Genomic DNA, 23,001 nt, shown 5'->3' on the forward strand with positions numbered 1-23,001 from the left:
TTGTGATTGCGGCTATTATGCTGTACGCCGTAATTAAAAGCATAGCTCGCTTGACTCCTTAGCTGGTAATCAAGAGCGATTTACGATGGTTTTCCTATTTTTAAAATGTGAAATGAAGGAGTGAAACCCATTTGTCTTCACTGGACCCTGTATTGCTAAGCCGGATGCTGACCGGAATTACCCTGTTTGTTCATATTGTATTTGCATCCATCGGTGTTGGCGTACCCTTAATGATTGCACTTGCAGAATGGCGCGGGCTGCGAACCGGTGATCCGCATTATACTTTGTTGGCCCGACGGTGGGCGCGGGGGTTTGTCATTACAGTTGCCGTAGGTGTCGTTACAGGCACCGCGATTGGTCTGCAGCTCAGCCTGCTTTGGCCTACCTTTATGCGGGTGGCTGGACAAGCGATTGCGTTGCCTTTATTTTTGGAGACGTTTGCTTTCTTTATCGAAGCTATATTTTTGGGTATCTACTTGTATACCTGGGATCGGTTTAAAAGCAAATATTTTCACCTGATGCTGCTTATCCCGGTAGCGATTGCCTCATCTGCATCAGCGGTTTTTATTACGACTGTGAACTCGTTCATGAACCAGCCTCAAGGCTTTACACTCAAAAATGGAGTCATGACAGATATTCATCCCATTCAGGCCATGCTAAATCCGGCCACGCCGACCAAGGTTTCACATGTACTGGCTTCGTCATATACATTAAGCGCCGGGGTGTTGATGGGACTGGCTGCTTACAGTATGCTGCGGGGGCGTAATCACTCGTATTTCAAAAAAGCGCTGAAGCTGACGGCTACCTGCACCATTGTGTTTGCCATTAGTACAGTAATGATCGGAGACGCGTCTGGTAAATTTTTAGCCAAATATCAGCCGGAGAAGCTGGCTGCCGCCGAATGGCATTTTGATACGATGACGCACGCTCCCTTTGTATATGGCGGCTACATGGATAAGAACGGCGAAATCAAGTATGCCCTGAAAGTGCCTTATGCACTTAGTGTGCTGGCCGGGAATTTGCCCAGTACGGAGGTCAAGGGATTAAATGATTATCCCGTAGATGAGCGTCCGCCGCTCTCTATCCACTATATGTTTGACCTCAAAATCACCACCGGGGTGCTGATTTTGGTCATTCCGTTGCTATATCTGATCCGGGGGCGTTTGCCAGGTCGCAAACCATACCCCAGATGGCTGCTGCTGGCGCTTATTTTGGTCGGTCCGTTGGCTATGGTAGCCATTGAACTGGGTTGGATGTTTGCCGAGGTTGGCAGACAGCCGTGGATTTTACGCGGATACATGAAGGTGTCCGAGGCAGCAACCACCTCTACCAGTGTCGGATGGATGCTGGTGCTATTTGTAATTTTGTATCTGGTGTTGTGCTTCTCGGCCATTAAGGTACTCAGCAAGCTATTCCGTAATAAGGATGCGGTAGAAGAGATGAAACAATTGGGCCTGGAAGGGGCTGAAAGCAAGTGAGCTATGAAATTGTCGGTATTGCCATTTTGTGGACCTTCCTGTTCGGTTATTTGATTGTGGCATCCATTGATTTTGGTGCAGGCTTTTTCAGCTTTTACAGTGTGTTGACAGGTCACCAGAACAAAATCCACAATATCATTCAACGCTATCTATCCCCGGTGTGGGAGGTAACGAATGTATTTCTCATCTTTTTCGTGGTGGGATTGAACGGGTTTTTCCCGGATGCGGCTTATTACTATGGGACGGCGCTACTTGTTCCCGGCAGTATTGCGATTGTGCTTCTCGCGATTCGGGGAGTGTATTATGCGTACAATACGTATGGGCATTCCGGTACCAATAATATCGTCTACATGGCGTTGTACGGTGCGACAGGGCTGCTGATTCCGGCGGCATTATCCACGGTTCTCGCCATTTCGGAAGGCGGCATTATTGTGGAAAACAGCACAGGTGTTCATCTGCAATGGGGCCAGCTATTAAGCAACCCCTATACGTGGGCTGTTATTATTCTCGCGCTGGTGAGTGTGCTGTATATATCGGCGATGTTTTTGTCCTTTTATGCCAAAAGAGCGGGAGACAAGATCGCCTTCGAAATCGTACGGGGATACGCACTGTTCTGGAGTGCTCCTACAATTATGGCGAGTTTGTTCGCATTTTTGCAGATCAACAAGCAAAATCCGGACCATTTTGCCAATATGCTGAGCATGGCCTGGATGTTTGTCGCATCCTTCATATGCTTTGTGGGAGCTGTTTATCTGGTATGGCAACGGCGATATTTGGGTACCTCATTCATCCTGGTGATGCTGCAATTTGCATTTGCCTGGTATGGCTATGGTCGCTCGCATCTTCCATATGTTTTGTACCCCTACATTAATGTGCATGACAGCTTTACGAACTCTGCGATGGCGTATGCCTTGATTACGGCGTTTAGTGCCGGTCTGCTGGTATTGATCCCTTCGCTGATTTTGATATTGAGACTGTTCCTGTTCGATGCAAAATATGTGCGAGGACAAGCTGGGAAGAAAGGATGAGTTAGAGTGGCTGCTTTCGAGCATTTTACGATTATGTACGAGTCGCCTATCATTATTGTCGTGGCGATTGTGTTTCTTTTTATATACTCGGCACGCTTTAAAAATCCGCAGGACTAACAGCGGCATTGGAAACGGGGGCCTTCCTGATCATGAGGAGGGTCCCTTAGATGTCCCTTGATATATGCTGTAGAATTTCCTTTACAGATTTCCTTTAGATTGGGGATTGAATTATACTTTACATATATCAGCATGTAGTATCATTTGGTTTTCATACTCACGTATAAAATATATAGATGAATGCAACCCTTTGGATCACTTGGGAGAACGGGTTCGTCAGGGAGGAAACTACATCATGCCCAAAGTTCGTTTTAACAATATGGATCATGTCAATACGGATAAAACCATCAAGCAATTCAGACAATGGCGGCAGGAACGACGCAGCAAAACAAAGGATTATACGTTTGTTGTTCCAAACCATCCCCCGGAGCTGGAGTTTTTGCACAGTAATCGGGACATGACGACAGCAACCTGGGTAGGCCATTCCACCTTTTTCATCCAATACCTTGGGCTGAATATCATCACCGATCCGGTATGGGCCGAGCGTATGGCATTGGACAAAAGGCTGGCTCCGCCCGGCATTCGCATTCAGGATGTGCCGCCGTTGGACATCATTCTGCTGTCCCATTCGCATTATGACCACTTACATATACAATCGTTGCGCAAATTATATCGTGCAGACACGCTTATGATTGTACCTTCGGGACTAAAGTCGAAAATGCTCCGCAAAGGCTTTCGCAATTGCCATGAGCTGCAATGGTGGGAGCATTTTACGGTAGGCGGGGTGCGGATTACATTTGTTCCGGCACAGCACTGGACACGGCGTACGCCGTTTGATACCAACACCTCACATTGGGGTGGGTACGTACTGCAAAGTGAGCAGCAGGTGATCGGCTCTGCCACGTCCGTTGCCGACTCGGATTCTCATGCAGACTCAGATTCGGCGGATGTACCAACGTTGTATTTTGTGGGAGATACCGGGTATTTTCGTGGTTTTAAGGAGATTGGCGAGCGTTTTTCCATTGACCTGACCTTTATGCCGATTGGTGCGTATGAACCGGAATGGTTCATGACCTCGCAGCACGTGACACCGGAGGAGGCATTGCAGGGCTTTGTGGATTGCGGCGCGGATCAGATGATCCCGATGCATTATGGAGCCTTTAAGCTGGCGGATGATACGCCGAGAGAGGCGCTGGATCGTCTCGAAGCCGAGCGTGAGCGTTTGGGTATCGCGAGGGAGCGTATCCATGTGTTGGGGCACGGAGAGACGCTGAAAATTAGGCGCCGGTGCTCGACAACCATCTGAGGAGTTAGGTAAAATACTCATCGAAAAAAGCGGCTCTGCGGACAAAGGATGTTGTCTGCGGAGCCGCTTTTTTTGTTGTGAGGCTGTGTTTCAGGATTAAACGGCTTTGGTATCGCTTGCCAAAGACGAATCGTTGTTGGCGATAGGGTGCCGAACGATTTTAACTTCATAAAACGTGATTTTATTTTCAATAATATAGTCCGGAATTTGGCGGTGGCTATGAGATTCGCGGAACGCTTCACTTTTGGTCCAGCCTTGGAAGTTCTCTTTATCCTTCCAGCGTGTGCTGATCGTTACTTCCTCATAATCCTCTGTATTTTCAGTCAACAGTACTTCCAGACCGAGGAAACCTTCCATTTTTTCTACTTTTCCTTCTTTGTTGAATCGTTCGATGAGCAGATGGGCATTGCCCGGCGTGATTTTAGACGTATTTGTAACAATAACCATATTTAAATTCCTCCTAAATGATGTGGTATGGTCGGTATAATGACCGGATAGCCAGCCTCGAATTTGATCGTAGCGTTCATTTCATAAATGTCGCGAAGAAAAGCAGACGTCAAAATCTGACGGGGTTCGCCAGCAACGGCAATTCGTCCTCTTTTAAGCGCAATCATATGATGACAATAGGCCGCAGCTTGCTGCAAATCATGCAGTACCATAACAATCGTCAAGCCGGACTCGTGATTGATACGCCGCAGCATATCCATAACCTCAAATTGGTGGGCGATATCCAGAAAAGTGGTCGGTTCATCGAGCAAAAGAATACCTGTTTGTTGGGCCAAAGCCATTGCAATTCGCGCTTTTTGTTGTTCACCTCCCGATAGAGTATGGAACATCCGATCCGCATAGGGCTTGATGCCCGTGATTTCCATAACCTTATCTACGATAAGCTGGTCCTGTCCGGTATGGCGTATTCTCAAGCCTTTGGCATGAGGAGATCTTCCGTAAGCGACCAGCTCACGAACCGTTAATAATGGCAGCATATCCTTCATTTGCGGCAGCATCGTAAGGGTCTGGGCAAAATCGCGCCGTGCGTAGTCCTCTACTTTCTTGCCCAGTACGGAAACCTGCCCCTGATCCTGCTTGAGCAGCCGGGTTATAATGCGCAGAAGTGTAGATTTGCCTGAGCCGTTGGGGCCGACAATTGCGGTGAGCTGCCCGGAGGGCAAGGTGATGTTGACATCGTCCAGCTGGAAATATCCGCGCTGTAAGGAGAGATGCTCCCCCTGAATGGCTGTCATCCGATATTCCCCCGTTTCTTGAGCAGGATTAAGAAGAACGGCGCCCCGATGGCGGCCAGCAAAATACCTACAGGCAGCTCAATCGGATCAAACCAGGAGCGTGCCACCGTATCCGCCAGGACAACCAGTGTCCCACCGCCCAGTATGGAAAGGGGGAGTAGGAAACGATAATCCTCCCCAAGGAGCAGCCGTACGACATGGGGAACGACCAGTCCTACGAAACCGATCAGCCCGGCCACACTGACTGCCGTACCGGCAAGCAGGGCGGAGAGCAGGATAATCAGCAAACGTTGAAGCTCTACCCGCTGGCCTAGCAGCTGTGCTGAGTCGTCGCCCAGCAACAGCAAATTGGCGGGCTTGATCGCAAACAGAGAGGCGATTAAGCCAAGGATGGCGTAAGGTGCCATGAACTCCAGGTGATGCCAGCTTCGCCCGTTTAATCCGCCGGATAGCCAAGGGAGAACGGCCTGGACGCGGTCGCTGTACATGACCATCACGCCGTTGGTGAGTGCACCGATCAGCGCGTTGATTGCCACACCAGCCAGTACAATTTTGACTGGGGAAGCCCCTCGGTCCCATGCCAGCAGGTAAATGACAAGCGCGCTCAGGAAGGCTCCTAAAAAAGCCGTTACCGGAAGAAGGTAGCTAAGCTGTGGAAGCATGACCATCGTGATGACGGCAGCGAGTCCACCCCCGGCCGATACACCAATAACGCCAGGGTCGGCTAGTGGATTTTTCATGACCCCTTGAAGAAGTGCTCCGGATGCTGCGAGACAAGCTCCTACAAGCAAGCCCACGAGTACTCTGGGTAGCCGTAGATCCATCAGGATCGTGCGATATACAGAGTTATCGTTATGTAGCAAAACCCGATTGATTTCTTGGAGCGGGATCGACACCGAACCGTAGGCCAGACCGTACACAGACACGGCCAGCAGTAGAATAGGAAGGGTGATCCAGGCGATTGTGCGTCTTCTGGCACGCTGTGCTTTGTTCATCGCCTATTTCGCCGGATACAGCTTGTCGTGCATCAAATCCAGCGCCTTTGTCACCCGTGAGCCCGGATTTGTTCCGAACAGATCTGAAGGCAGCACCTCGACCTGATTATTTTTGACCGCCCGAATTCCGTTCCAGGCTGCATTTTCCTGCATTTCCTTTAAAAATGCCGCTTTGACTTCGTCCGTATTGCCATGGGTCATGATGAAGATGTAATCAGGGTCAGCCTGTATGATGCGCTCTGTGTTCAGCTGTGCATATTGCGGAAAATTTTGCAGGCCCGGAAAATCAGCAGCAATGTTGGAGCCGCCTGCAAGCTCCAGCATGTTACCGCCCAGTGAATTCGGCAATGCCGCCATATACGTGGCCGGGGCCCCGTAGACCAGCAGCACCTTCGGTTTGGCGCTGGAGGCTGTTTCCTTTTGCAGCTTGACTACCTGTTGATCAATTTGCTCATTGAGCTTCTTGGCCTGAGCCTGCTTTTGCAGTAATTGTCCGAATAGTGTAATTTGCGATTGAATATCTTGGACGGAGTTGGCTCCAGTCAGCAGCAGCTGTGAACCGACTCCTTCAATGGCCGGAATGTCCTTTTCATTCATAGGGTAATTGCCCAGTACAACATCCGGTTTGAGCATCGTAATTTTCTCCAGATCGACCTCGTGAGTGGAGCCTACCTGCTGAACGTTCTCTGCGGCTGGGACGACGGAAGGTCCATTCGAGTTGGGCCTGCCGACAGCAGTCCCGCCCAGAGCATATATAATGTCCAGATCGCCGTTGCTTAGCGCCACGATGTGTTGAGGTACACCCTGGAACGCCAACGTTCGCTTGGAAAAATCAGTAACCTGAATCGTCGCATTGCTTGCCCAGCCTGAAGTGGCAGATACAGATGCACTGGTTGGTTGATGATCTGCGGTCGGAGTGCCACTACTGCATCCGGTGACAGCCAATAAAAGCGCTGCGGATGACCACAACACATAAGATTTCATGTTATTCCTCCTGCATTTCGAGTTGAACAATAATGATAATCATTTTCATTTAAACATAAGAAAATGATAATGAATATCAATGGGGATTGTCAATCGAAAAAATCAAAATTTTAAATAATTTTGAATTGAAAATGAGGAGAGGTTTGCTCATGTTATAGAGGAAGATGATACAAATTTTTCTTAAAAAATAGCATATATCAAGGGATTATATACACGTAAATATATATTGACATTTTCGAAAAGTGTGAGATATATTGATGATGGGTTCACTTGGTTTTGCGAATTCTTGGAATAGAGAGGTGGGGGGAAAAGCTCAATAAGAGCTATTTTTTTCAATTATCAATTGAGAATGATAATCAATTAGTTATATTCTCGTGGGGAGGGACTGCTGTCAAAATGAAGAAGGGGTTTTCTGCAATTATTGCTGTGTTTCTGCTGGTGAGTGTGCTGGGCTTTTGGCCAACTTCGTCATCTGTAGGAGCCGCTGCGGCTTCTCCAAAATTGGCGGATGGTACATACACGCTCAAATACAATATTCTCAAGGCAGAAAATGATTCGGTATCCATGGCTAATGATTATTTTGAAAAGCCAGCTAAATTGTATGTGAAAAAAGGTCAAATGACCATGCAAATTAAGCTGAATCATAGCGAATGGACAACCGGGTTTAAAGTAGATTACAAAGGCAAAATCATTGATACCAAGGTCATCCAAAAGGATGCCAAAACCGATACCCGAACTGTACAATTTCCAATTGCAAGTGTGAACAGCACGCTGATCTCTAAAATTCATGTTACTGTTCCTGCGTATAATTACGATCATGACTATACGATCCGTTTCGCGTTTGATTCTAAAAGTATCAAAAAAGTGGCAGCCGTTCAGTCTGCGAAATCATCCAAATCTTCCAAAAAGTAATTCAAACATCTTTATCGTTCATAAAATCAACATAAATTCAATCATAAACCATTGAGGAGTGTGTGTAGATATGAATATGGTAATGAGTCGTTTTGATCAATTTTCTTTGAAGAAGGTTTTTGTGGCATTGATCATGACAGCACTTGTTTTTGCACTCGTTGCTCCACTCTCAGCTAAAGCGGCGGCAGCAGACGGCACATACACCGTAAACTATACCGTTTTGAAGGATCAAACGAATGAAACGTCCCGATTGGACAGCTACCTGGCGAAGCCAGCTCAGGTCATTGTAGCTAATGGCAAAAATGTCGTTCGTCTGACTGTGAAAAGCAGCAACCTGATCACGGCGTTCAAGGTAGAGCAAAACGGTCAATTAAAAGATGCCACTGTTGTAAGCACGGATTCTGCCAGCAACACTCGTGTTGTTGAGTTCGAGGTTGCTGATCTGAATGCCAAAGTGAATGCTTATGCTGAAATCTCAATTCCGGTAATCGGCTATACAGGCAAGTACGATGTACAGCTGCAATTCGCAGGTATTTAAGGGAAAATGAAGTTCAAGTTTTTCAAAAACTAAAATAAAGAAAAGGAGATTTAGATATGAACATGATTATGAACCGTATGGAGAAATTGTCTTTGAAAAAAGTAATGCTCACTGTATTGATGGCTGCGCTTGTTTTTGTGGTACTAGCTCCATTTTCTGCTAATCAAGCGAATGCGGCTTTGGCTAATGGCAAGTACACTATTGATTATACCGTGTACAAAGATGGCACCAATGAAACTTCTTACATGGACTCGAACGGTTATGTCGCCAAACCAGCTACGTTGATCGTTACTAATGGTCAATACAAGGCAAGAGTAACAATTACTAAAAGCGCTTGGGTCACTGAGTTTAAGACACAACAAAACGGGCAATATGTCAACGCAACTGTAATCAGCACATCTGGAGACACAAGAGTGGTGGAGTTCCCAGTAAGTGATTTGTCGCAAAAATTGAATGTTAAGTTGCATGTAAGTGTGCCTGCAGAATACACAGGTGGAGTTCCATATGATCACGATTATGTCGTTCAATTTGGATTCAAAGAAAGTACTGTCAAGAAATAAGACAAGTTCTGATTCATAAACTTAAACATATTATTTATACTGATTTGGAGTCTCAAAGCTTCAAATCAGTATATTTTTAGTAGGGGGATTAATGCAATTGAAAAGGCAATTTAAAAAATATGTAATGCTGTTTGCCGCATTGGTGATGTTGTTCTCACTTGTGCTTCCATCTGCTCCAGCAGCATATGCATTTGACGGAACAAGTCAGACTGTAGAAGGTGATTCTTCCAGTACAGCTGTTACCGAAGATGTATATTCGACAGAGCCAGTGGAAGAGATCCCGGCAGAATGGACTGTACCTGCAAATCCAGAGCCACAAGCGTTTGTTGCTGAATCCCAAACAGCAAGCGTTGCTCCAGATACAAATATTTATACGATTAATTACGCAATGAAAAGAGACAACCAGCCCTCAAGTGAGAGCGGAGAATTTGAAAATCCGGCTACCTTTACAGTTGAACAGGGAACAACGGTCGGAGAAGCAACTTATCACGTTTCTTTAAAAAGCTTGAATAGCTCATATGCCTTCAGTTATTTTAATGTCAAAGTGGATGGAAATTCGATCCCTGTTCACATTGCAGACAAGGTTCAGGTTTCAGAAAGCAGCTATACTCAGACGGTAACCTTTGATGTATATCAATGGGACAAAAAAGTTGAAATTGATTATCAAAAGGGTCAACCGGACGATTACATTGATCCAGTCAATGGTAACGTTATTGAGTTTGATCCTTCGACTATAAAAGTGAAGCAAGACGTGGTTACTCCACCTGCTCCAGAACCAGGGACTCCAATTAAACCAGGAGAGTTGAGCTTCGCTATTTTGAAGGATAACACGGATGAAGTGTCGGTGATGGATGGATATACGGTAAAACCAGGCTCTTTAATCGAACGTGGTGGTAAAAAGTATGTCCAATTCACATTGAAAAATAGCAAGCAGATTGATGGCTTCAAGGTAGAACAAAACGGAGTGTTATCCAATGTAGCCACAGTAAGTGAAGACCAAACTGCGAATACACGAGTGATCGAATTTGAAGTGAAAGAAGTACCTGCCAAGCTGAACGCATGGGTAAGCATCAACTGGCCTGAGTTAAACTACGTGAATACTTATAATGTAGATCTTCAGCTCGCTTCTGTACCCGCGCCAGCAGATTTGGCAGATGGAACGTATTCCATTAAATTTAATACGCTGCACGCAACCAAAGATCAGCCATCGGCCATGGCACAATATCTGTTGTCTCCGGCAACCCTGACGGTATCCAAAGGGCAAAAAGAAGTTTCTTTTACCATCAAAGACAGCAGTACGGTGACGGAGTTCAAAACAGAACAAAACGGAGCGCTAACTGATGCTGATATTGTAAGTGAGGACAAGACAGCCAATACCCGTGTGGTGAAATTTAAGGTAGCGGATTTGGATGCTATTCTGAACGCGCAGGTGCATGTAAGCACGACCTATCCAGGTGGAGTTTATGAAATGGATCATAAGCTTCGTCTTCAATTTGATAAGAGCAGTATTACTGAAAATGGTACCTCTCCAGAAACAGGCTCCAATTTGGACTTCACCTTTTTGAAGGATGGAACGAATGAAAAGTCTGTAATGGATGGCTATACAGAGAAACCAGGCGTTTTGATTGAACGTGATGGGAAGAAGTATGTTCGTTTTACCTTGAAAAATAGCAAGCAAATTGATGGATTTAAGGTAGAGCAAAACGGAGTGTTATCCAATGTAGTCACAGTAAGTGAAGATCAAACTGCGAATACACGAGTGATCGAATTTGAAGTGAAAGAAGTACCTGCCAAGCTGAACGCATGGGTAAGCATCAACTGGCCTGAGTTAAACTACGTGAATACTTATAATGTAGATCTTCAGCTCGCTTCTGTACCCGCACCAGCGGATTTGGCGGATGGAACGTATTCGATTAACTTTAACACGCTGCACGCAACCAAAGATCAGCCATCGGCAATGGCACAATATCTGTTGTCTCCGGCAACCCTGACGGTATCCAAAGGGCAAAAAGAAGTTTCTTTCACCATTAAAGACAGCAGTACGGTGACGGAGTTTAAAACAGAACAAAACGGAACGTTGAAAGATACGGATATTGTAAGTGAGGATAAGACAGCCAATACCCGTGTGGTGAAATTTAAGGTAGCGGATTTGGATGCTATTCTAAATGCACAAGTACATGTAAGCACGACCTACCCGGGTGGGGTTTATGAGATGGATCATAAGCTTCGTCTTCAATTCGACAAGAGCAGCATTGCAAAAACTCCAACCCCGGTTGATCCAGGGACGCCTGGTACACCTGGGAAGGGTTTAGCCGATGGAACGTATTCAATCAAGTTCAATGCGCTGCATGCAACCAAAGATCAACCATCGGCCATGGCGCAATATTTGTTGTCTCCGGCTACATTGACGGTATCTAAAGGCAAGTATGAAGTTTCCTTTACCGTCAAGGACAGCGCAACGGTGACAGAATTCAAAACGGAACAAAACGGAATACTGACGGATGCCGATATTGTAAGTGAAGACAAGAAAGCTGATACACGTGTCGTAAAATTCAAAGTAGCGGATTTGGACGCTATTCTGAATGCACAGGTTCATGTAAGTACCAGTTTTAACGGATCGGTTTACGAAATGGATCATAAGATCCGCCTTCAATTTGACCGCAGCAGCATCACGGCAAAAGGAACAGATGGCGGTACAACTCCTGTGAATGAAAACGGCAGATACAGCATTGATTTTTCTGTACTCAAAAACGGAACCAATGAAATATCTATTATGGATGGCTATATGCAGAAACCAGCCACGCTGTTAAGACAGTCCGGTAAAAATGTGATTCAGGTCAAAATGGACAGGAGCAGCTGGATTAAAACGTTTAAAGTAAATGGTGCAGAGGCTCAGGTGGTTGATCAATCGACTTCCGCAGATACAAGAACAGTACAATTTGAAGTGCCTAATCTGTCGGATAAAGTGACAGTGAATACACATGTCATCGTACCTGGATTAGAATTAGGTGGCATCCTGTACGACCACGTATATGATGTGCAATTTCAATTCGAGCCTGCTACCATACGTAGTTTTGTTGAACCGTCCTCTTCGGGAACAGCAGATCCTACAGTGAAGTTGGATTTTGACAAGCTTGTTAATGGTAAATATGCTTTGAAATTCAGCATCGTTTTACCAGATGGCTCAACAGCACCGAATTCACCAGCTCTACGCTTCATCACTGACGAACCGGCGCAATTGGTCGTGGAAGGCGACAAACGGTTTGTAGGTCTGAAGCTGCAAAACAGTAATGAAGTGAAGGCATTGCGCATATGGGATAACGCAAGCGGGAACTACCGAGACGCAGAAGTGACCCAGGAAGATGCAACAAGCAATACGAAGCACATTCGTTTTAGTGTAAATGACTTTAAGAACAATGTAAAAGGCCAACTGGTTGTTTATGAGGCCCCTAAAGTGGCAAGTGCTGCTCCGATGGTCTTCAAGGCAGAGGATCGTGTAGAAAAGGTATACGACTTTGAATTTAAATTCGATACCAGTAATGTAACTTATTACAACGACAAGAAGTCGGCTGAAGCAGAAAAAGGGAAAAACAACCTGCCTGACGGAGAGTATACAGCGGATTTCCGTCTTCTGGCGAACGGTACGGAGAAGGACTCCATTGTAGCTCCTTTTGTAAAGCCTCTGGCGAAGCTGATCGTGAAGGACGGCAAGGTTCTGGCTCATCTGACCATTACGGACAGACAGGCTCTGAAACTATTCCAAACCGATTTTGAAGGTCGTTATGCAAATCCGGCGGTTATTGGTTCTAGCACAAAAGGGGATACAGACACGATCGCATTTGAAGTACCTGATTTGGACCAAAAGCTGAGCGTGTATACCCAGGTATATCTGCCTGAGAAATACATTTTTAATGAGAAATTCGGCGGACAGCTTCAATTTGACCGTGCATCGCTTAAAGGTGAGGGAATAAGTGCAGCCACAGCTACAACCGCCGCTGAACCGGCACCAGCCTCTACGGACAAAGCAGCACAAACATCCACACCTGTAGCTGAACAAAAGCCCGTAGTTGAGCAATCGGCTCAGCCTGCAGCTTCAGAGAAGCAATACACGATCAACTACAGCATATTTAAAGACAAAACGAGTGAAGCTTCCGTTATGGAAGGATATCTCGACAAGCCAGCTACACTGATTGAAAAAGGAGACAAGCGCTATATTCAAATTACTTTGAATAACAGCTCCTGGATGCCAGCTCTCCAAGTGGAGCAAAACGGCACTCTGAAAGATGTGGAAGTGATCTCGACATCCGGTGATACACGTGTGGTTCAATTCGAGGCAGGGGACTTGTCTCAGAAAATTAGTGCCTACACCCACGTTGCTGTGCCTGGTTTGGTTCTGGGCGGTGTGCCATATGATCACTGGTACACAGTTCAGTTCCAATTTGATGAAGCAAGCCTGAAAGCGAAGTAAATCCAGGCTATGATATCAATCAAGCCCGACTAAACAGCATAATTTGTATGTAAGCAAGTCTTGGTGCCTGGCATCAAGACTTGTCAGCATTTACATACCCGAAAATAGTTGGGGCTCATGCTGCTCTATATTTTGAATTGAGGTGATTTAATTTTCATGAAACGCTATACAGCTTTTACACAAGGGAAATCATTCTGCTTTTACATCTTGATCGGCATTGTAATCTTATTGCTCGCCGGATGCTCGGGAGGAGCAGAGGCCGAACAGAACAGTAGCGCTGGTTCGAAATCGCCAGTAACGTCAGAGGCGGCAGGAAAGCCGTCAGACGATAAAGTGCAAACGCCACGTATTGTTGCGACTACGGTAGCTATTACGGAAATTACGGATGCGCTAGGCTTGGATTTGGCTGGCAAGCCAACAAGTACAAAGGTGCTGCCTGACCGATACAAGGATGTGCCTGATGTGGGAAATCCGATGAGTCCTGACATGGAAAAGGTGATGTCGCTGAAGCCAACAGATATTTTGTCGGTCACGACACTTAAATATGATTTGGAGCCCAAGTTTAAGGACCTGAATATCAATGCTGAATTCTTGAATTTTGAAAGTCTTGCGAATATGCAAAAGGAAATTCAAAAGCTGGGTGACCGATTTGATAAAGCTGCAAAGGCGAAAGAAATTAATGGAGCTTTGGATGCCAAAGTAGCCGAGGTTAAACAGCAAATCCAAGGAAAGAAATCTCCTAAGGTCCTGATTTTGCTGGGGGTACCGGGAAGTTATCTGGTGGCTACCGAGCATTCCTATATTGGCGACCTGGTCAAAATTGCAGGTGGGACGAATGTAGTCCAAGATCAGAAGGTGGAGTATATTGCTCACAATACAGAAGCCTTGCAGCAGTCTAATCCGGATATTATATTGCGCGCCGCGCACGGAATGCCGGATGAGGTGGTCAAAATGTTTGACGAAGAATTCAAAACCAACGACATCTGGAAGCATTTTAAAGCTGTAAAAAATGGACACGTCTACGATCTGCCGGAGCCGTTATTTGGCACAACAGGAAATCTGGCTGCCAGCTCGGCGCTGGATGAGTTGATGAAGATGATGTACCCTTCGAACTAAAGGAAGCTGATGACATGTCAAGGAAAGTATGGAGTATTATCATTGTCACTGTCCTGCTCATCGGCGTCATTCTGTATTCGGCAATGACGGGCAGCCTCAAGGTCAGCTTGAGTCAATTAGTGTCAGGGTTATGGACAGGCACGGATGAGCAGGTAAATGTGGTTAAGGATCTGAGATTACCCAGAATTATCGTGGCTGTGATGGCCGGAGCAGCGCTTGCCGTGGCGGGTGTCCTGCTGCAAGCTGTCATGAAAAATCCGCTGGCTGATGCGGGAGTGATCGGCATTTCTTCAGGAGCAGCTTTAATCTCGCTGATCGCAGTGACAATCTTTCCGATGCTTTATTTCTGGATGCCGTTCTTCTCTTTTATCGGTGGCGCGCTGGCCTGCTTGATGGTCTACGGATTTTCCTGGAAATCCGGACTGCATCCGATACGCCTGATCCTGATCGGGGTCGCCGTGAACGCCATCTTTTCCGGTTTAGGGCAATCGTTTAACTATCGGGGAAGTTATGCGGTCACCAGCATTAATCAGGTCACGACCTCGACCCTGTCCATGAAAAAATGGGTTGATGTCGAGGTTATCCTGACCTATGGCGGAATTGGTTTGATTCTGGCCATGCTCGTGTTCTCCTGGTGCAATTTCTTGTCCCTTCAAGATAAAACGGCTAAAAACCTCGGATTCAATGTGACGCGCGCACGACTTTTGATTTCCGTCATTGCCGTGCTGCTGGCAGCAACGGCTACAGCCATCGCAGGAGTTATCGCCTTTATCGGCCTGCTCGTTCCGCATTGTGCCCGTTATTTGGTGGGTTCGGATCACAAGTGGCTAATTCCGTTCTCCGCCTTGTGTGGCGGCTTGCTGCTGCTGCTGGCAGATACGCTTGGGCGGACGGTGCTTGCGCCCAATGAAATTCCGGCTTCTATTATTATGGCTGTCATTGGCGGACCGTTCCTGATATTTTTAATCAGAAAGGCGGATCGCACTTATGGACATTAAGGATATTACCTTTTCATACGACCGCAAAACGGATCGTCTGCATGCCATCCATGCTGTGATTGAGCCGGGACGAATTACCACGATTATTGGCCCCAATGGCTGCGGCAAATCGACGCTGCTCAGTGTGATGTCCAACAATGCGGTTCCCCGCTTGGGGCAGGTGATTTTGGACGGGAAGGAAATTACCCGCTACAAGCCCAAGGAACTGGCCCGTCAATTGGCGGTGGTACATCAGCAGAATGAGGCACCCTCGGACTTGACGGTAGAAAAGCTCGTCAGCTTCGGAAGACTGCCTCATAAGAACATGTTCACAGCCAACCGGGACGAGGACGAGGAAGCAGTCGAATGGGCTATAGCCTGTACCAACCTGGAGGAACGCAGAGCACGTACACTGGATCAGCTTTCAGGTGGGGAACGACAGCGTGTGTGGATTGCGATGGCCTTGGCACAGCGAACGCCAATTTTATTTTTGGATGAGCCGACCACCTATCTGGATATGTATTACCAGCTTGAGATTTTGGAGCTTATCCGGCAGCTCAATCAGGAGCACGGGCTGACCATCGTGATGGTGCTGCATGATATTAATCAGGCTATTCGGTATAGCGACGTGATGATCGCTATGAAGGAAGGACGTATCATAGCAAACGGTCCGCCCGCAAAGGTTGTTACATCCGAACTGATTCAAGCCGTCTATGGTGTGGAGGTAGCCGTAAGACAGGACGACGAGGCGGGAATGTATCTCATTCCGCTTGGTGTCGGTGTTTCCTGATATTTACAAACACACGGAATATGAATGTTGAAACCGAATAACACGTTTGTCCTGGTGGCGGCTCATCGAATTTGAAAACAAAAAAATGGTTCTGTTCCATGTGTTTGTCGGGTGACAATCGTGGAGACAGAAGCATTTTTTTATTTTAGTTATAAGATATTGGGTGAGGTTCAGGGACGGTTCTGCTTATACTACGGTTCGAATCCGATCTTTTGTGTGTTATACTATTGCCGTCGGTAATTTTGTGTTTAGCACTTTACTAATGATAAGGATGGTATGCTTATATGATCAGTACAAGCGGCGTAACGCTTCGTTATGGTAAACGCCCACTTTTTGAAGACGTAAATATCAAATTTACTCCTGGGAACTGCTACGGCCTGATTGGGGCGAATGGCGCGGGCAAATCCACTTTTTTGAAAATTCTTTCCGGTGAAATCGAAGCCAATTCAGGCGAGGTCCACATGACACCGGGCGAACGGATGGCAGTGCTCAAGCAGAACCATTATGAATACGATGAATTCCCTGTTCTGGAAACTGTTATTATGGGCCATACGCGCCTGTATGAGATCATGAAGGAAAAGGATGCACTGTACGCTAAAGCAGAGTTTTCCGAAGCGGACGGCTTGCGCGCCGGTGAGCTGGAAGGCGAATTTGCAGAGCTGAACGGCTGGGATGCCGAGCCGGATGCGGCCGCATTGCTGATCGGCCTCGGTATTCCGCGTGACCTTCATGACAAAAAGATGGCTGAGATGAGCGGTAACGACAAGGTACGCGTTCTCTTGGCACAAGCGTTGTTTGGACGTCCGAACAATTTGCTGCTCGATGAGCCTACCAACCATTTGGATCTCGAATCCATTCAGTGGCTTGAGAACTTCCTGATGGACTATGAAGGCACCGTCATTGTCGTATCCCATGATCGTCACTTCCTGAACAAGGTATGTACGCATATTGCGGATATTGATTTCGGTAAAATTCAGATGTATGTCGGTAACTACGACTTCTGGTATGAGTCCAGCCAGCTTGCGCTTACACTGGCTCGTGATGCCAACAAGAAGAAGGAAGAGAAGATTAAGGAACTGCAAGCCTTTATCCAGCGCTTCTCTGCGAATGCTTCCAAGTCCAAACAGGCAACCTCGCGTAAAAAGCAACTGGATAAAATTACGCTGGATGACATCCGTCCGTCGAACCGTAAATATCCGTTCATTAACTTCAAGCCTGAGCGTGAAGCGGGCAAGCAACTGCTGACTGCAGACAGCCTCAGTAAAACCGTTGAAGGCGAGCAAGTGCTGAACGAGTTCAGTCTGGTTGTGAACAAAGGTGATAAAATTGCGCTCGTTGGCCCGAACGGCCTGCCTAAAACGACGCTCTTCCAGATCCTGATGAACGAAATGGAAGCGGACAACGGTGAATTTTCCTGGGGGATCACAACTAGCCAGGCGTATTTCCCGAAAGATAACTCCACCTATTTTGAAGGTGTGGATCTGAATCTTGTGGAATGGCTGCGCCAATATTCAAAGGATCAGGACGAAACGTTCCTGCGCGGCTTCCTGGGACGTATGCTTTTCTCAGGTGAAGAAGCACTTAAGAAAGCAAGCGTGCTGTCCGGGGGAGAAAAGGTTCGCTGTATGCTGGCGAAAATGATGTTGAACGGTGCCAATGTACTGTTGCTGGAAGAACCAACCAACCACTTGGATCTGGAATCCATCACGGCGCTGAACAATGGTCTGATCGACTTTGACGGTACCATTTTGTTCACCTCCCATGACCATCAGTTCATTCAAACCATCGCGAACCGCATCGTTGAGATTACACCAAACGGTGTAATTGACCGTACGATGAGCTATGATGAATACTTGGAAAGCGAAGAAATTACAAAATTGCGTGAGCGTATGTATCCGGTAGAAATCGGTTAATACCCGAACAGCTAATCCAGCTAATTTCAGCGAATAGATAACGAAAGAGGAGCTCCTTGGGCCATGGATATGGCTGGGGAAGCTCCTCTTTTTCGTTGGTTCCATCCTATAGCTTAAAAAATCGGTTCCGGCAACGAGGCAAGATTGACCTCGTCAGGCCTCCGTTACCGTAATAGCCTATGGGCTGGGTGGCTTATGATCCACCTGTTCGACGGCGTTGGTTGTTCGGCTTCTTCGTATTTTGGCTTTTCAGTGTTTTGGTGGAACCGCCTTGAAAGTCGCCCTGCTGTGAAGCGCCGGACTGCTGTTTTTTTTGTGCCAGCTTTTCGCGAATGGCATCTGCAAGATTAATTTTACGTGGTTCATTGGCATCGCTCATGAATAAATTCCTCCTGTTGCCGCCGGATTCATGTCAATCCTGCTGATTGAAGAACAACGCGGCTGTGTCCTCATTTTATACGTTTTTAAAAGAAGGGACAAGGGCAACAATAATATCACGAGGGCAGGGTGAACCGGGAACGGAAAGCCTGTTTTTTGCATGCAGGCAAAAATGTTTTGTAACCCCTACAGGAATGGGGCTTGGCAATACTTTTTCGTTGTTCCTACAGCGATGCGGAGAGGAAAGACTGTTTCTGTAGACCCACACAAATATCGTCTGCTATGCTGAAATAACAGTTGCTTTTGAAGGAGTGTCCTCCGTTGTGGTGAATGTTTATGAGGAAATACGAAAAGGTGAACGAGGGGCGTGGGTGAGCATTGGCGCTTACCTTTTGCTGTCCGGATTCAAGCTGATCAGTGGATATATCTTTGCTTCCAGCGCGTTGCTGGCCGATGGTTTTAACAATGTCACCGATATTGTGGTGTCCGTTGCCGTGCTCATTGGCCTGAGAATATCCCAGAAACCGCCGGACTCTGATCATGCCTACGGACATTTTCGGGCAGAAACGATTGCAGCACTGCTGGCGTCCTTTATTATGGCTGTCGTCGGTCTTCAGGTGCTTATTGATGGAATCGGGAGCATTTTTAAGGGTGGAAAGCAAACACCGGATATTACCTCTGCAGGTGTAGCCGTGATTTGTGCAGTTATTATGCTGGGAGTGTACCTGTACAATAACAGACTGGCCCGGCAGATTAACAATAAGGCGTTGCTGGCAGCGGCTAAGGATAATCTGTCAGATGCGCTCGTCAGTGTCGGAGCCGCGGTAGGTATTATTGGCGCACAGTTCGGATTGCCATGGCTCGATACTGTTGCGGCGATCGCGGTAGGATTTATTATATGCAAGACGGCATGGGATATCTTTAAAGATTCCACACACAGTTTGACGGATGGATTTGACGAGCAGGAGCTGTCTGACTTACGGAGTACGATTGCCCATATACCTGGAGTAGAGGGAATTCGAGATGTTAAGGCACGGGTACACGGTAATCATGCGCTGGTGGATGTGGTCATTGAGGTGAATCCGCAACTCAGCCTGATTGAAGGACATCGGATCAGCGACCGAATTGAGGAACGCTTGCAAGAGGTTCATAATACAATGCATGTCCACGTCCATGTAGAACCCAAATTATAGTTTAATTATTTAATAGTTAGCGCTAAAAGAGACTTTAGACCTATATGCAAAGAGTGGATACCTTCTCTTTTGTGACGTTTGGATTATATCTCTCTTCCTGCTGCTTTTACTATAATGAAGGCATGTCCGGCTATATTGGTCGGAATTGGACATGCTCTTCAAATTCGTAATAAACAGCCAGGAGGTGCAACATTGAGAAGACGTGTGATGGGAACGCTCATGACGTCAGCGGCGCTATTGGCAGCAATTCATGTGTCGCCGGGTCAGGTTGACGCAGCGGCATCGACAGCATCCACAAGCCAGAAGGCGGTTATTCAAGCGGCTGTAAAGCTTAGATCCGATCCTTCGACGACGGGGGATGTAGTCAGCTTTATGAAGCAGGGAGAGGCCGTAACGGTATTGGAGAAAACAAACAGCTATTGGTATAAGGTCAAGACTTCTGGTGGAGTTACCGGATACACAAGCAGCTCCGATAAGTACATAAAGGTTGGCGCTACCAGCGCCGCTGCTACTGTCACCCCGACTGCCAGCCGTAAACCGGAAATCACAGAACCCGTTAAAAACAACGTTTCAACTAAAGAGGCTCCAGCATCAGTGAATAGTTCTGCCGGTCAAACGAAAGCTACGATTCAAACGTCCGTTCGTTTGCGGGCGGAGGCATCCACTTCTTCCGAGATTTTGGGCTATATGAATACAGGGGATGTCGTTACAATTACCGATCCTAGTAACGCTTATTGGTTCAAGGTTACCACCGCTGATGGTACGGCAGGCTATGTCAGCTCGTCTCCACAATATATTCGTATTGGTGAGGGCGTTGTTGTGGAGCAGCCTGTAGCTGCTTCGGCGGCATCTGCTTCGGATACTACTGCTCTACCTGCGGTAGCGTCTCCTGCGTCAACGGTTAGCTTGCCTTCCGGTGATGTAGCGGCTGCAATAGAACAGGTTATTAACACAGGTATGACTTATCTCGGGACACCTTATGAATACGGTTCCGATCGTAACAGTACGGCTACTTTTGATTGCTCGGCCTTTACCCGCCAAATTTTCCGTCAGGCTCTAGGTATCCAGCTTCCGGCAGATTCGCGTTCACAGGGTGAGTGGATCAAACAAAACAGTCAGCCGAATACCGACATGACTACGCTCAAACGTGGCGATTTGCTCTTTTTCACAAATTATAATGCATCTTCCGGGACGTACGCGTCTCTGGATAATTCCTCCCAAACGATCACACACGTTGCTGTATATTTGGGAGACAACAAGCTTCTTCATACGTTTTCTGTAGCTGGTGGCGGTGTGAAAGTTACGGATTTCAGCAAACCTTGGCAGGACCGTTTCCTGTTTGGGGGCAGCGTGATCCAATAAAGCGTCGCAAACAGTTAAAAAAGCTGCATCAAAAAAGGATGTTCCACAGCCCTGTAATCAGGTTGAGAACATCCTTTTTTTAATATCGAGGTGAATATTACAGCTGCCGCGTCTTTGCCCACGACTATGAAGTCTGTTTCCTTCGGACCATTTCAGCATGTTCTGCATTCTCCTTTTTTTGTATATAATGTGGCATACTCGTGCCTGTTAGGCTTAGTTGCGAGTGATGGCAAAATCGTTCGTATTTTTCGTGGCTGAGCCATCGTTATACGGTGTTCTGAACCGTGATCTATTCCGTGAAACATAGCGCCTGGGGCGAAGAAAAAGCAAGCTTCGACGTTGTTTCGCGTCTGAACGTAAAGGGTAACTATGCAATAATCATAAACATCAGCGTGAAGGATGAAAGAGAGGTTACGCCATGTTAACACAGATCAGCATTTTTATTATTGCTATCGCATTTGCAGTTCTCGTTATTTTTCTTATTAAAACACTTAAAGCAGCACAAGGCTCTCTGGATAAGGTGACTCAAACCTTGCAGGATGTACAAAAAACAGTCGATGAACTGAGCTATGAAGTAAAACAAACGGTTCGACATGCGAATGACATCACCGCAGATGTTGATCATAAATTAAAGCAAGTGGAGCCTGTGATGGAATCTGTCAAAAACCTGGGCGAAGTGCTCAGCGAAGTGACGCTGGCTGCCAAACAGGCGTCTACCGCGTTAATGACCCGGTTTCAAAAGCCGCATAACACGGCGGATAAGACATCCAATATAGAAACTGCGAACAAGTCAGTGACACCGGACAGACCTTTAACTGCAACAGAACGGCCGGTTCAAAGCTACAATGCGACCTACGAGGAGTCTGCGGGGAAGCCGGCTAAAAACTGGCTAGGCTACGTAGATATCGCAGCGAGTCTGTGGCAGAAAATGCGCCAGTAGCATAGGGGGTGAACCGTAAACTTCAGGAAATCTATTGAAAGGGTGAGATTTATGATGAAGATTTTATTACTGGTTGCTGGTTTGCTCACTCCCTTTTCCGGACAGGATACGGTTCACCAAACCGTTTCCCCGCAAGCAGCGGGGCATATGGTGAGGGCTGTGCAGACATTCCCTGCTCAACATGCCGTACCGGCTGATTTTCATACGTTAAATGGCGTATCTCTGGAAGATACTCGTGCGGATGTATTGAAAAAGCTGGGCAAGCCGCTTCGGGTAAAAAAGGATATGCTGCAGCTTTCTACAGAATATCAATATCCTGATGTCATAGTAGGCATGCGTGGGGACGTCGTTTCTTATGTACATGTAGACCCCGCTGCTGGCCGAATCAAGGTCAATGACGAGTGGCTGCCGCTGAAACGGCAAACGCTGGATCAGGCGCTCGGCGGCTCGCAGTTTACAGCAGAAGACGGAGAGGTATATGTACGTGGGCAGCGGGCGATTAAAGTGTTCACCGATGAGACGTCAGATAAGCCAAAATATGTTGAGTTTTTTGACGAAACCGAGTGGTGAATTGATTTTTAAGCTCATGACATAACATGGAAGTTTCAAATCGATGTGTAGCGTGTAATAGTCAGAGAAGTCAATCAGACCCATCATAAATCTTATGCCAAAGTTCGACTCATTAGCCAAATTGTCCCGTTCCCGTGGCAACGAGCTTTGTGCTAAGATTACTTGCCCGAGATTTACTGACACGGAAGCTGATTT

21 protein-coding genes are annotated in these 23,001 nt (G+C 46.8%); 16 read left to right on the plus strand and 5 right to left on the minus strand.

Annotated features, from left to right (window positions below; translation table 11 throughout):
* Positions 1-131 precede the first annotated feature (131 nt).
* The 4 genes from BAZ21_RS17310 to BAZ21_RS17320 all read left to right on the plus strand — a co-directional run bounded on the left by BAZ21_RS17310 (position 132) and on the right by BAZ21_RS17320 (position 3,869).
* A complete protein-coding gene (locus tag BAZ21_RS17310; RefSeq protein ID WP_068503392.1) occupies positions 132-1,478 on the plus strand; it encodes a cytochrome ubiquinol oxidase subunit I in 1,347 nt (448 codons plus the stop codon).
* A complete protein-coding gene (locus BAZ21_RS17315) occupies positions 1,475-2,506 on the plus strand; it encodes a cytochrome d ubiquinol oxidase subunit II (protein ID WP_068503397.1) in 1,032 nt (343 codons plus the stop codon). Before BAZ21_RS17310 ends, BAZ21_RS17315 begins: the two co-directional genes overlap by 4 nt.
* Positions 2,507-2,512: 6 nt before the next feature.
* A complete protein-coding gene (gene cydS, locus BAZ21_RS30250; RefSeq protein WP_007432143.1) occupies positions 2,513-2,623 on the plus strand; it encodes a cytochrome bd oxidase small subunit CydS in 111 nt (36 codons plus the stop codon).
* A gap of 235 nt (positions 2,624-2,858) precedes the next feature.
* A complete protein-coding gene (locus BAZ21_RS17320) occupies positions 2,859-3,869 on the plus strand; it encodes an MBL fold metallo-hydrolase (protein WP_068503401.1) in 1,011 nt (336 codons plus the stop codon).
* A 96-nt stretch (positions 3,870-3,965) separates the two neighbouring features.
* On the opposite strand, the gene isdG is transcribed toward BAZ21_RS17320, so the two are convergent.
* The 4 genes from isdG to BAZ21_RS17340 are packed head-to-tail and all read right to left on the minus strand — an operon-like array spanning position 3,966 to position 7,089.
* The gene (isdG, locus tag BAZ21_RS17325; RefSeq protein WP_068503402.1) at positions 3,966-4,316 is read right to left on the minus strand and encodes a heme oxygenase; all 351 of its coding nucleotides are present in this window, start codon (positions 4,314-4,316) and stop codon (positions 3,966-3,968) included.
* 2 nt (positions 4,317-4,318) lie between these two features.
* Positions 4,319-5,110, minus strand: a complete 792-nt coding sequence (locus tag BAZ21_RS17330) for an ABC transporter ATP-binding protein (protein WP_068503406.1) — start codon at positions 5,108-5,110, stop codon at positions 4,319-4,321.
* Positions 5,107-6,105, minus strand: coding sequence for a FecCD family ABC transporter permease (locus tag BAZ21_RS17335; protein WP_068503409.1), 999 nt, complete (start codon positions 6,103-6,105; stop codon positions 5,107-5,109). The genes BAZ21_RS17330 and BAZ21_RS17335 overlap by 4 nt, the downstream gene beginning before the upstream one ends.
* Positions 6,106-6,108: 3 nt before the next feature.
* Entirely contained in the window at positions 6,109-7,089 is a 981-nt protein-coding gene (locus BAZ21_RS17340) for an ABC transporter substrate-binding protein (RefSeq protein ID WP_068503412.1), read from the minus strand.
* Between the two features lie 396 nt (positions 7,090-7,485).
* Here BAZ21_RS17340 and isdC point away from each other — a divergent pair, with 396 nt between their 5' ends.
* The 8 genes from isdC to BAZ21_RS17380 all read left to right on the plus strand — a co-directional run bounded on the left by isdC (position 7,486) and on the right by BAZ21_RS17380 (position 18,363).
* Positions 7,486-8,001 carry a heme uptake protein IsdC gene (isdC, locus tag BAZ21_RS17345; protein WP_068503415.1) on the plus strand — a complete coding sequence of 172 codons (516 nt, stop codon included), beginning with the start codon at positions 7,486-7,488 and terminating at the stop codon, positions 7,999-8,001.
* 70 nt (positions 8,002-8,071) lie between these two features.
* Entirely contained in the window at positions 8,072-8,539 is a 468-nt protein-coding gene (locus BAZ21_RS17350) for an NEAT domain-containing protein (RefSeq protein ID WP_068503418.1), read from the plus strand.
* 56 nt (positions 8,540-8,595) lie between these two features.
* A complete protein-coding gene (locus BAZ21_RS17355; protein ID WP_007432135.1) occupies positions 8,596-9,099 on the plus strand; it encodes an NEAT domain-containing protein in 504 nt (167 codons plus the stop codon).
* 97 nt (positions 9,100-9,196) lie between these two features.
* The gene (locus tag BAZ21_RS17360; protein WP_068503550.1) at positions 9,197-13,567 is read left to right on the plus strand and encodes an NEAT domain-containing protein; all 4,371 of its coding nucleotides are present in this window, start codon (positions 9,197-9,199) and stop codon (positions 13,565-13,567) included.
* 156 nt (positions 13,568-13,723) lie between these two features.
* Complete coding sequence (gene isdE / locus BAZ21_RS17365; protein ID WP_068503421.1) at positions 13,724-14,683, plus strand: heme ABC transporter substrate-binding protein IsdE; 960 nt, start codon at positions 13,724-13,726, stop codon at positions 14,681-14,683.
* Between the two features lie 14 nt (positions 14,684-14,697).
* A complete protein-coding gene (locus BAZ21_RS17370) occupies positions 14,698-15,681 on the plus strand; it encodes a FecCD family ABC transporter permease (RefSeq protein WP_068503424.1) in 984 nt (327 codons plus the stop codon).
* Positions 15,671-16,450 carry an ABC transporter ATP-binding protein gene (locus BAZ21_RS17375; protein ID WP_068503428.1) on the plus strand — a complete coding sequence of 260 codons (780 nt, stop codon included), beginning with the start codon at positions 15,671-15,673 and terminating at the stop codon, positions 16,448-16,450. The genes BAZ21_RS17370 and BAZ21_RS17375 overlap by 11 nt, the downstream gene beginning before the upstream one ends.
* 284 nt (positions 16,451-16,734) lie before the next feature.
* Positions 16,735-18,363: an ABC-F family ATP-binding cassette domain-containing protein gene (locus BAZ21_RS17380; protein WP_068503432.1), complete on the plus strand. Its 1,629-nt coding sequence runs from the start codon at positions 16,735-16,737 to the stop codon at positions 18,361-18,363.
* Between the two features lie 193 nt (positions 18,364-18,556).
* Here BAZ21_RS17380 and BAZ21_RS17385 read toward each other — a convergent pair whose 3' ends face one another.
* Positions 18,557-18,742 (minus strand): hypothetical protein, encoded by a 186-nt coding sequence (locus tag BAZ21_RS17385; protein WP_068503435.1) that lies wholly within the window; start codon positions 18,740-18,742, stop codon positions 18,557-18,559.
* A gap of 322 nt (positions 18,743-19,064) precedes the next feature.
* On the opposite strand from BAZ21_RS17385, the gene BAZ21_RS17390 reads away from it, so the two are divergent.
* The 4 genes from BAZ21_RS17390 (at position 19,065) to BAZ21_RS17405 (ending at position 22,806) form a co-directional block, all read left to right on the plus strand.
* A complete protein-coding gene (locus BAZ21_RS17390; RefSeq protein ID WP_068503438.1) occupies positions 19,065-19,934 on the plus strand; it encodes a cation diffusion facilitator family transporter in 870 nt (289 codons plus the stop codon).
* Between the two features lie 192 nt (positions 19,935-20,126).
* The gene (locus tag BAZ21_RS17395) at positions 20,127-21,296 is read left to right on the plus strand and encodes a C40 family peptidase (RefSeq protein WP_068503443.1); all 1,170 of its coding nucleotides are present in this window, start codon (positions 20,127-20,129) and stop codon (positions 21,294-21,296) included.
* 418 nt (positions 21,297-21,714) lie between these two features.
* Positions 21,715-22,236, plus strand: coding sequence for a DUF948 domain-containing protein (locus tag BAZ21_RS17400; protein ID WP_068503446.1), 522 nt, complete (start codon positions 21,715-21,717; stop codon positions 22,234-22,236).
* A 51-nt stretch (positions 22,237-22,287) separates the two neighbouring features.
* Positions 22,288-22,806 (plus strand): hypothetical protein, encoded by a 519-nt coding sequence (locus tag BAZ21_RS17405; protein WP_068503449.1) that lies wholly within the window; start codon positions 22,288-22,290, stop codon positions 22,804-22,806.
* The last annotated feature ends 195 nt before the right edge of the window (positions 22,807-23,001 follow it).

The organism is Paenibacillus kribbensis (assembly GCF_001705305.1).
In the GTDB taxonomy this organism is placed as follows: Bacteria; Bacillota; Bacilli; order Paenibacillales; family Paenibacillaceae; genus Paenibacillus; species Paenibacillus kribbensis_B.

Excerpts from the sequence above, each read along its gene's own strand:
- BAZ21_RS17370 (WP_068503424.1), top strand. The coding sequence starts at position 14,698 with ATGTCAAGGAAAGTATGGAGTATTATCATTGTCACTGTCCTGCTCATC.
- BAZ21_RS17385 (WP_068503435.1), bottom strand. The coding sequence starts at position 18,742 with ATGAGCGATGCCAATGAACCACGTAAAATTAATCTTGCAGATGCCATT.
- isdG (WP_068503402.1), bottom strand. The coding sequence starts at position 4,316 with ATGGTTATTGTTACAAATACGTCTAAAATCACGCCGGGCAATGCCCAT.
- BAZ21_RS17380 (WP_068503432.1), top strand. The coding sequence starts at position 16,735 with ATGATCAGTACAAGCGGCGTAACGCTTCGTTATGGTAAACGCCCACTT.
- isdC (WP_068503415.1), top strand. The coding sequence starts at position 7,486 with ATGAAGAAGGGGTTTTCTGCAATTATTGCTGTGTTTCTGCTGGTGAGT.
- BAZ21_RS17405 (WP_068503449.1), top strand. The coding sequence starts at position 22,288 with ATGATGAAGATTTTATTACTGGTTGCTGGTTTGCTCACTCCCTTTTCC.
- BAZ21_RS17335 (WP_068503409.1), bottom strand. The coding sequence starts at position 6,105 with ATGAACAAAGCACAGCGTGCCAGAAGACGCACAATCGCCTGGATCACC.
- BAZ21_RS17400 (WP_068503446.1), top strand. The coding sequence starts at position 21,715 with ATGTTAACACAGATCAGCATTTTTATTATTGCTATCGCATTTGCAGTT.
- BAZ21_RS17340 (WP_068503412.1), bottom strand. The coding sequence starts at position 7,089 with ATGAAATCTTATGTGTTGTGGTCATCCGCAGCGCTTTTATTGGCTGTC.
- BAZ21_RS17375 (WP_068503428.1), top strand. The coding sequence starts at position 15,671 with ATGGACATTAAGGATATTACCTTTTCATACGACCGCAAAACGGATCGT.
- BAZ21_RS17320 (WP_068503401.1), top strand. The coding sequence starts at position 2,859 with ATGCCCAAAGTTCGTTTTAACAATATGGATCATGTCAATACGGATAAA.
- isdE (WP_068503421.1), top strand. The coding sequence starts at position 13,724 with ATGAAACGCTATACAGCTTTTACACAAGGGAAATCATTCTGCTTTTAC.
- BAZ21_RS17350 (WP_068503418.1), top strand. The coding sequence starts at position 8,072 with ATGAATATGGTAATGAGTCGTTTTGATCAATTTTCTTTGAAGAAGGTT.
- BAZ21_RS17330 (WP_068503406.1), bottom strand. The coding sequence starts at position 5,110 with ATGACAGCCATTCAGGGGGAGCATCTCTCCTTACAGCGCGGATATTTC.
- BAZ21_RS17355 (WP_007432135.1), top strand. The coding sequence starts at position 8,596 with ATGAACATGATTATGAACCGTATGGAGAAATTGTCTTTGAAAAAAGTA.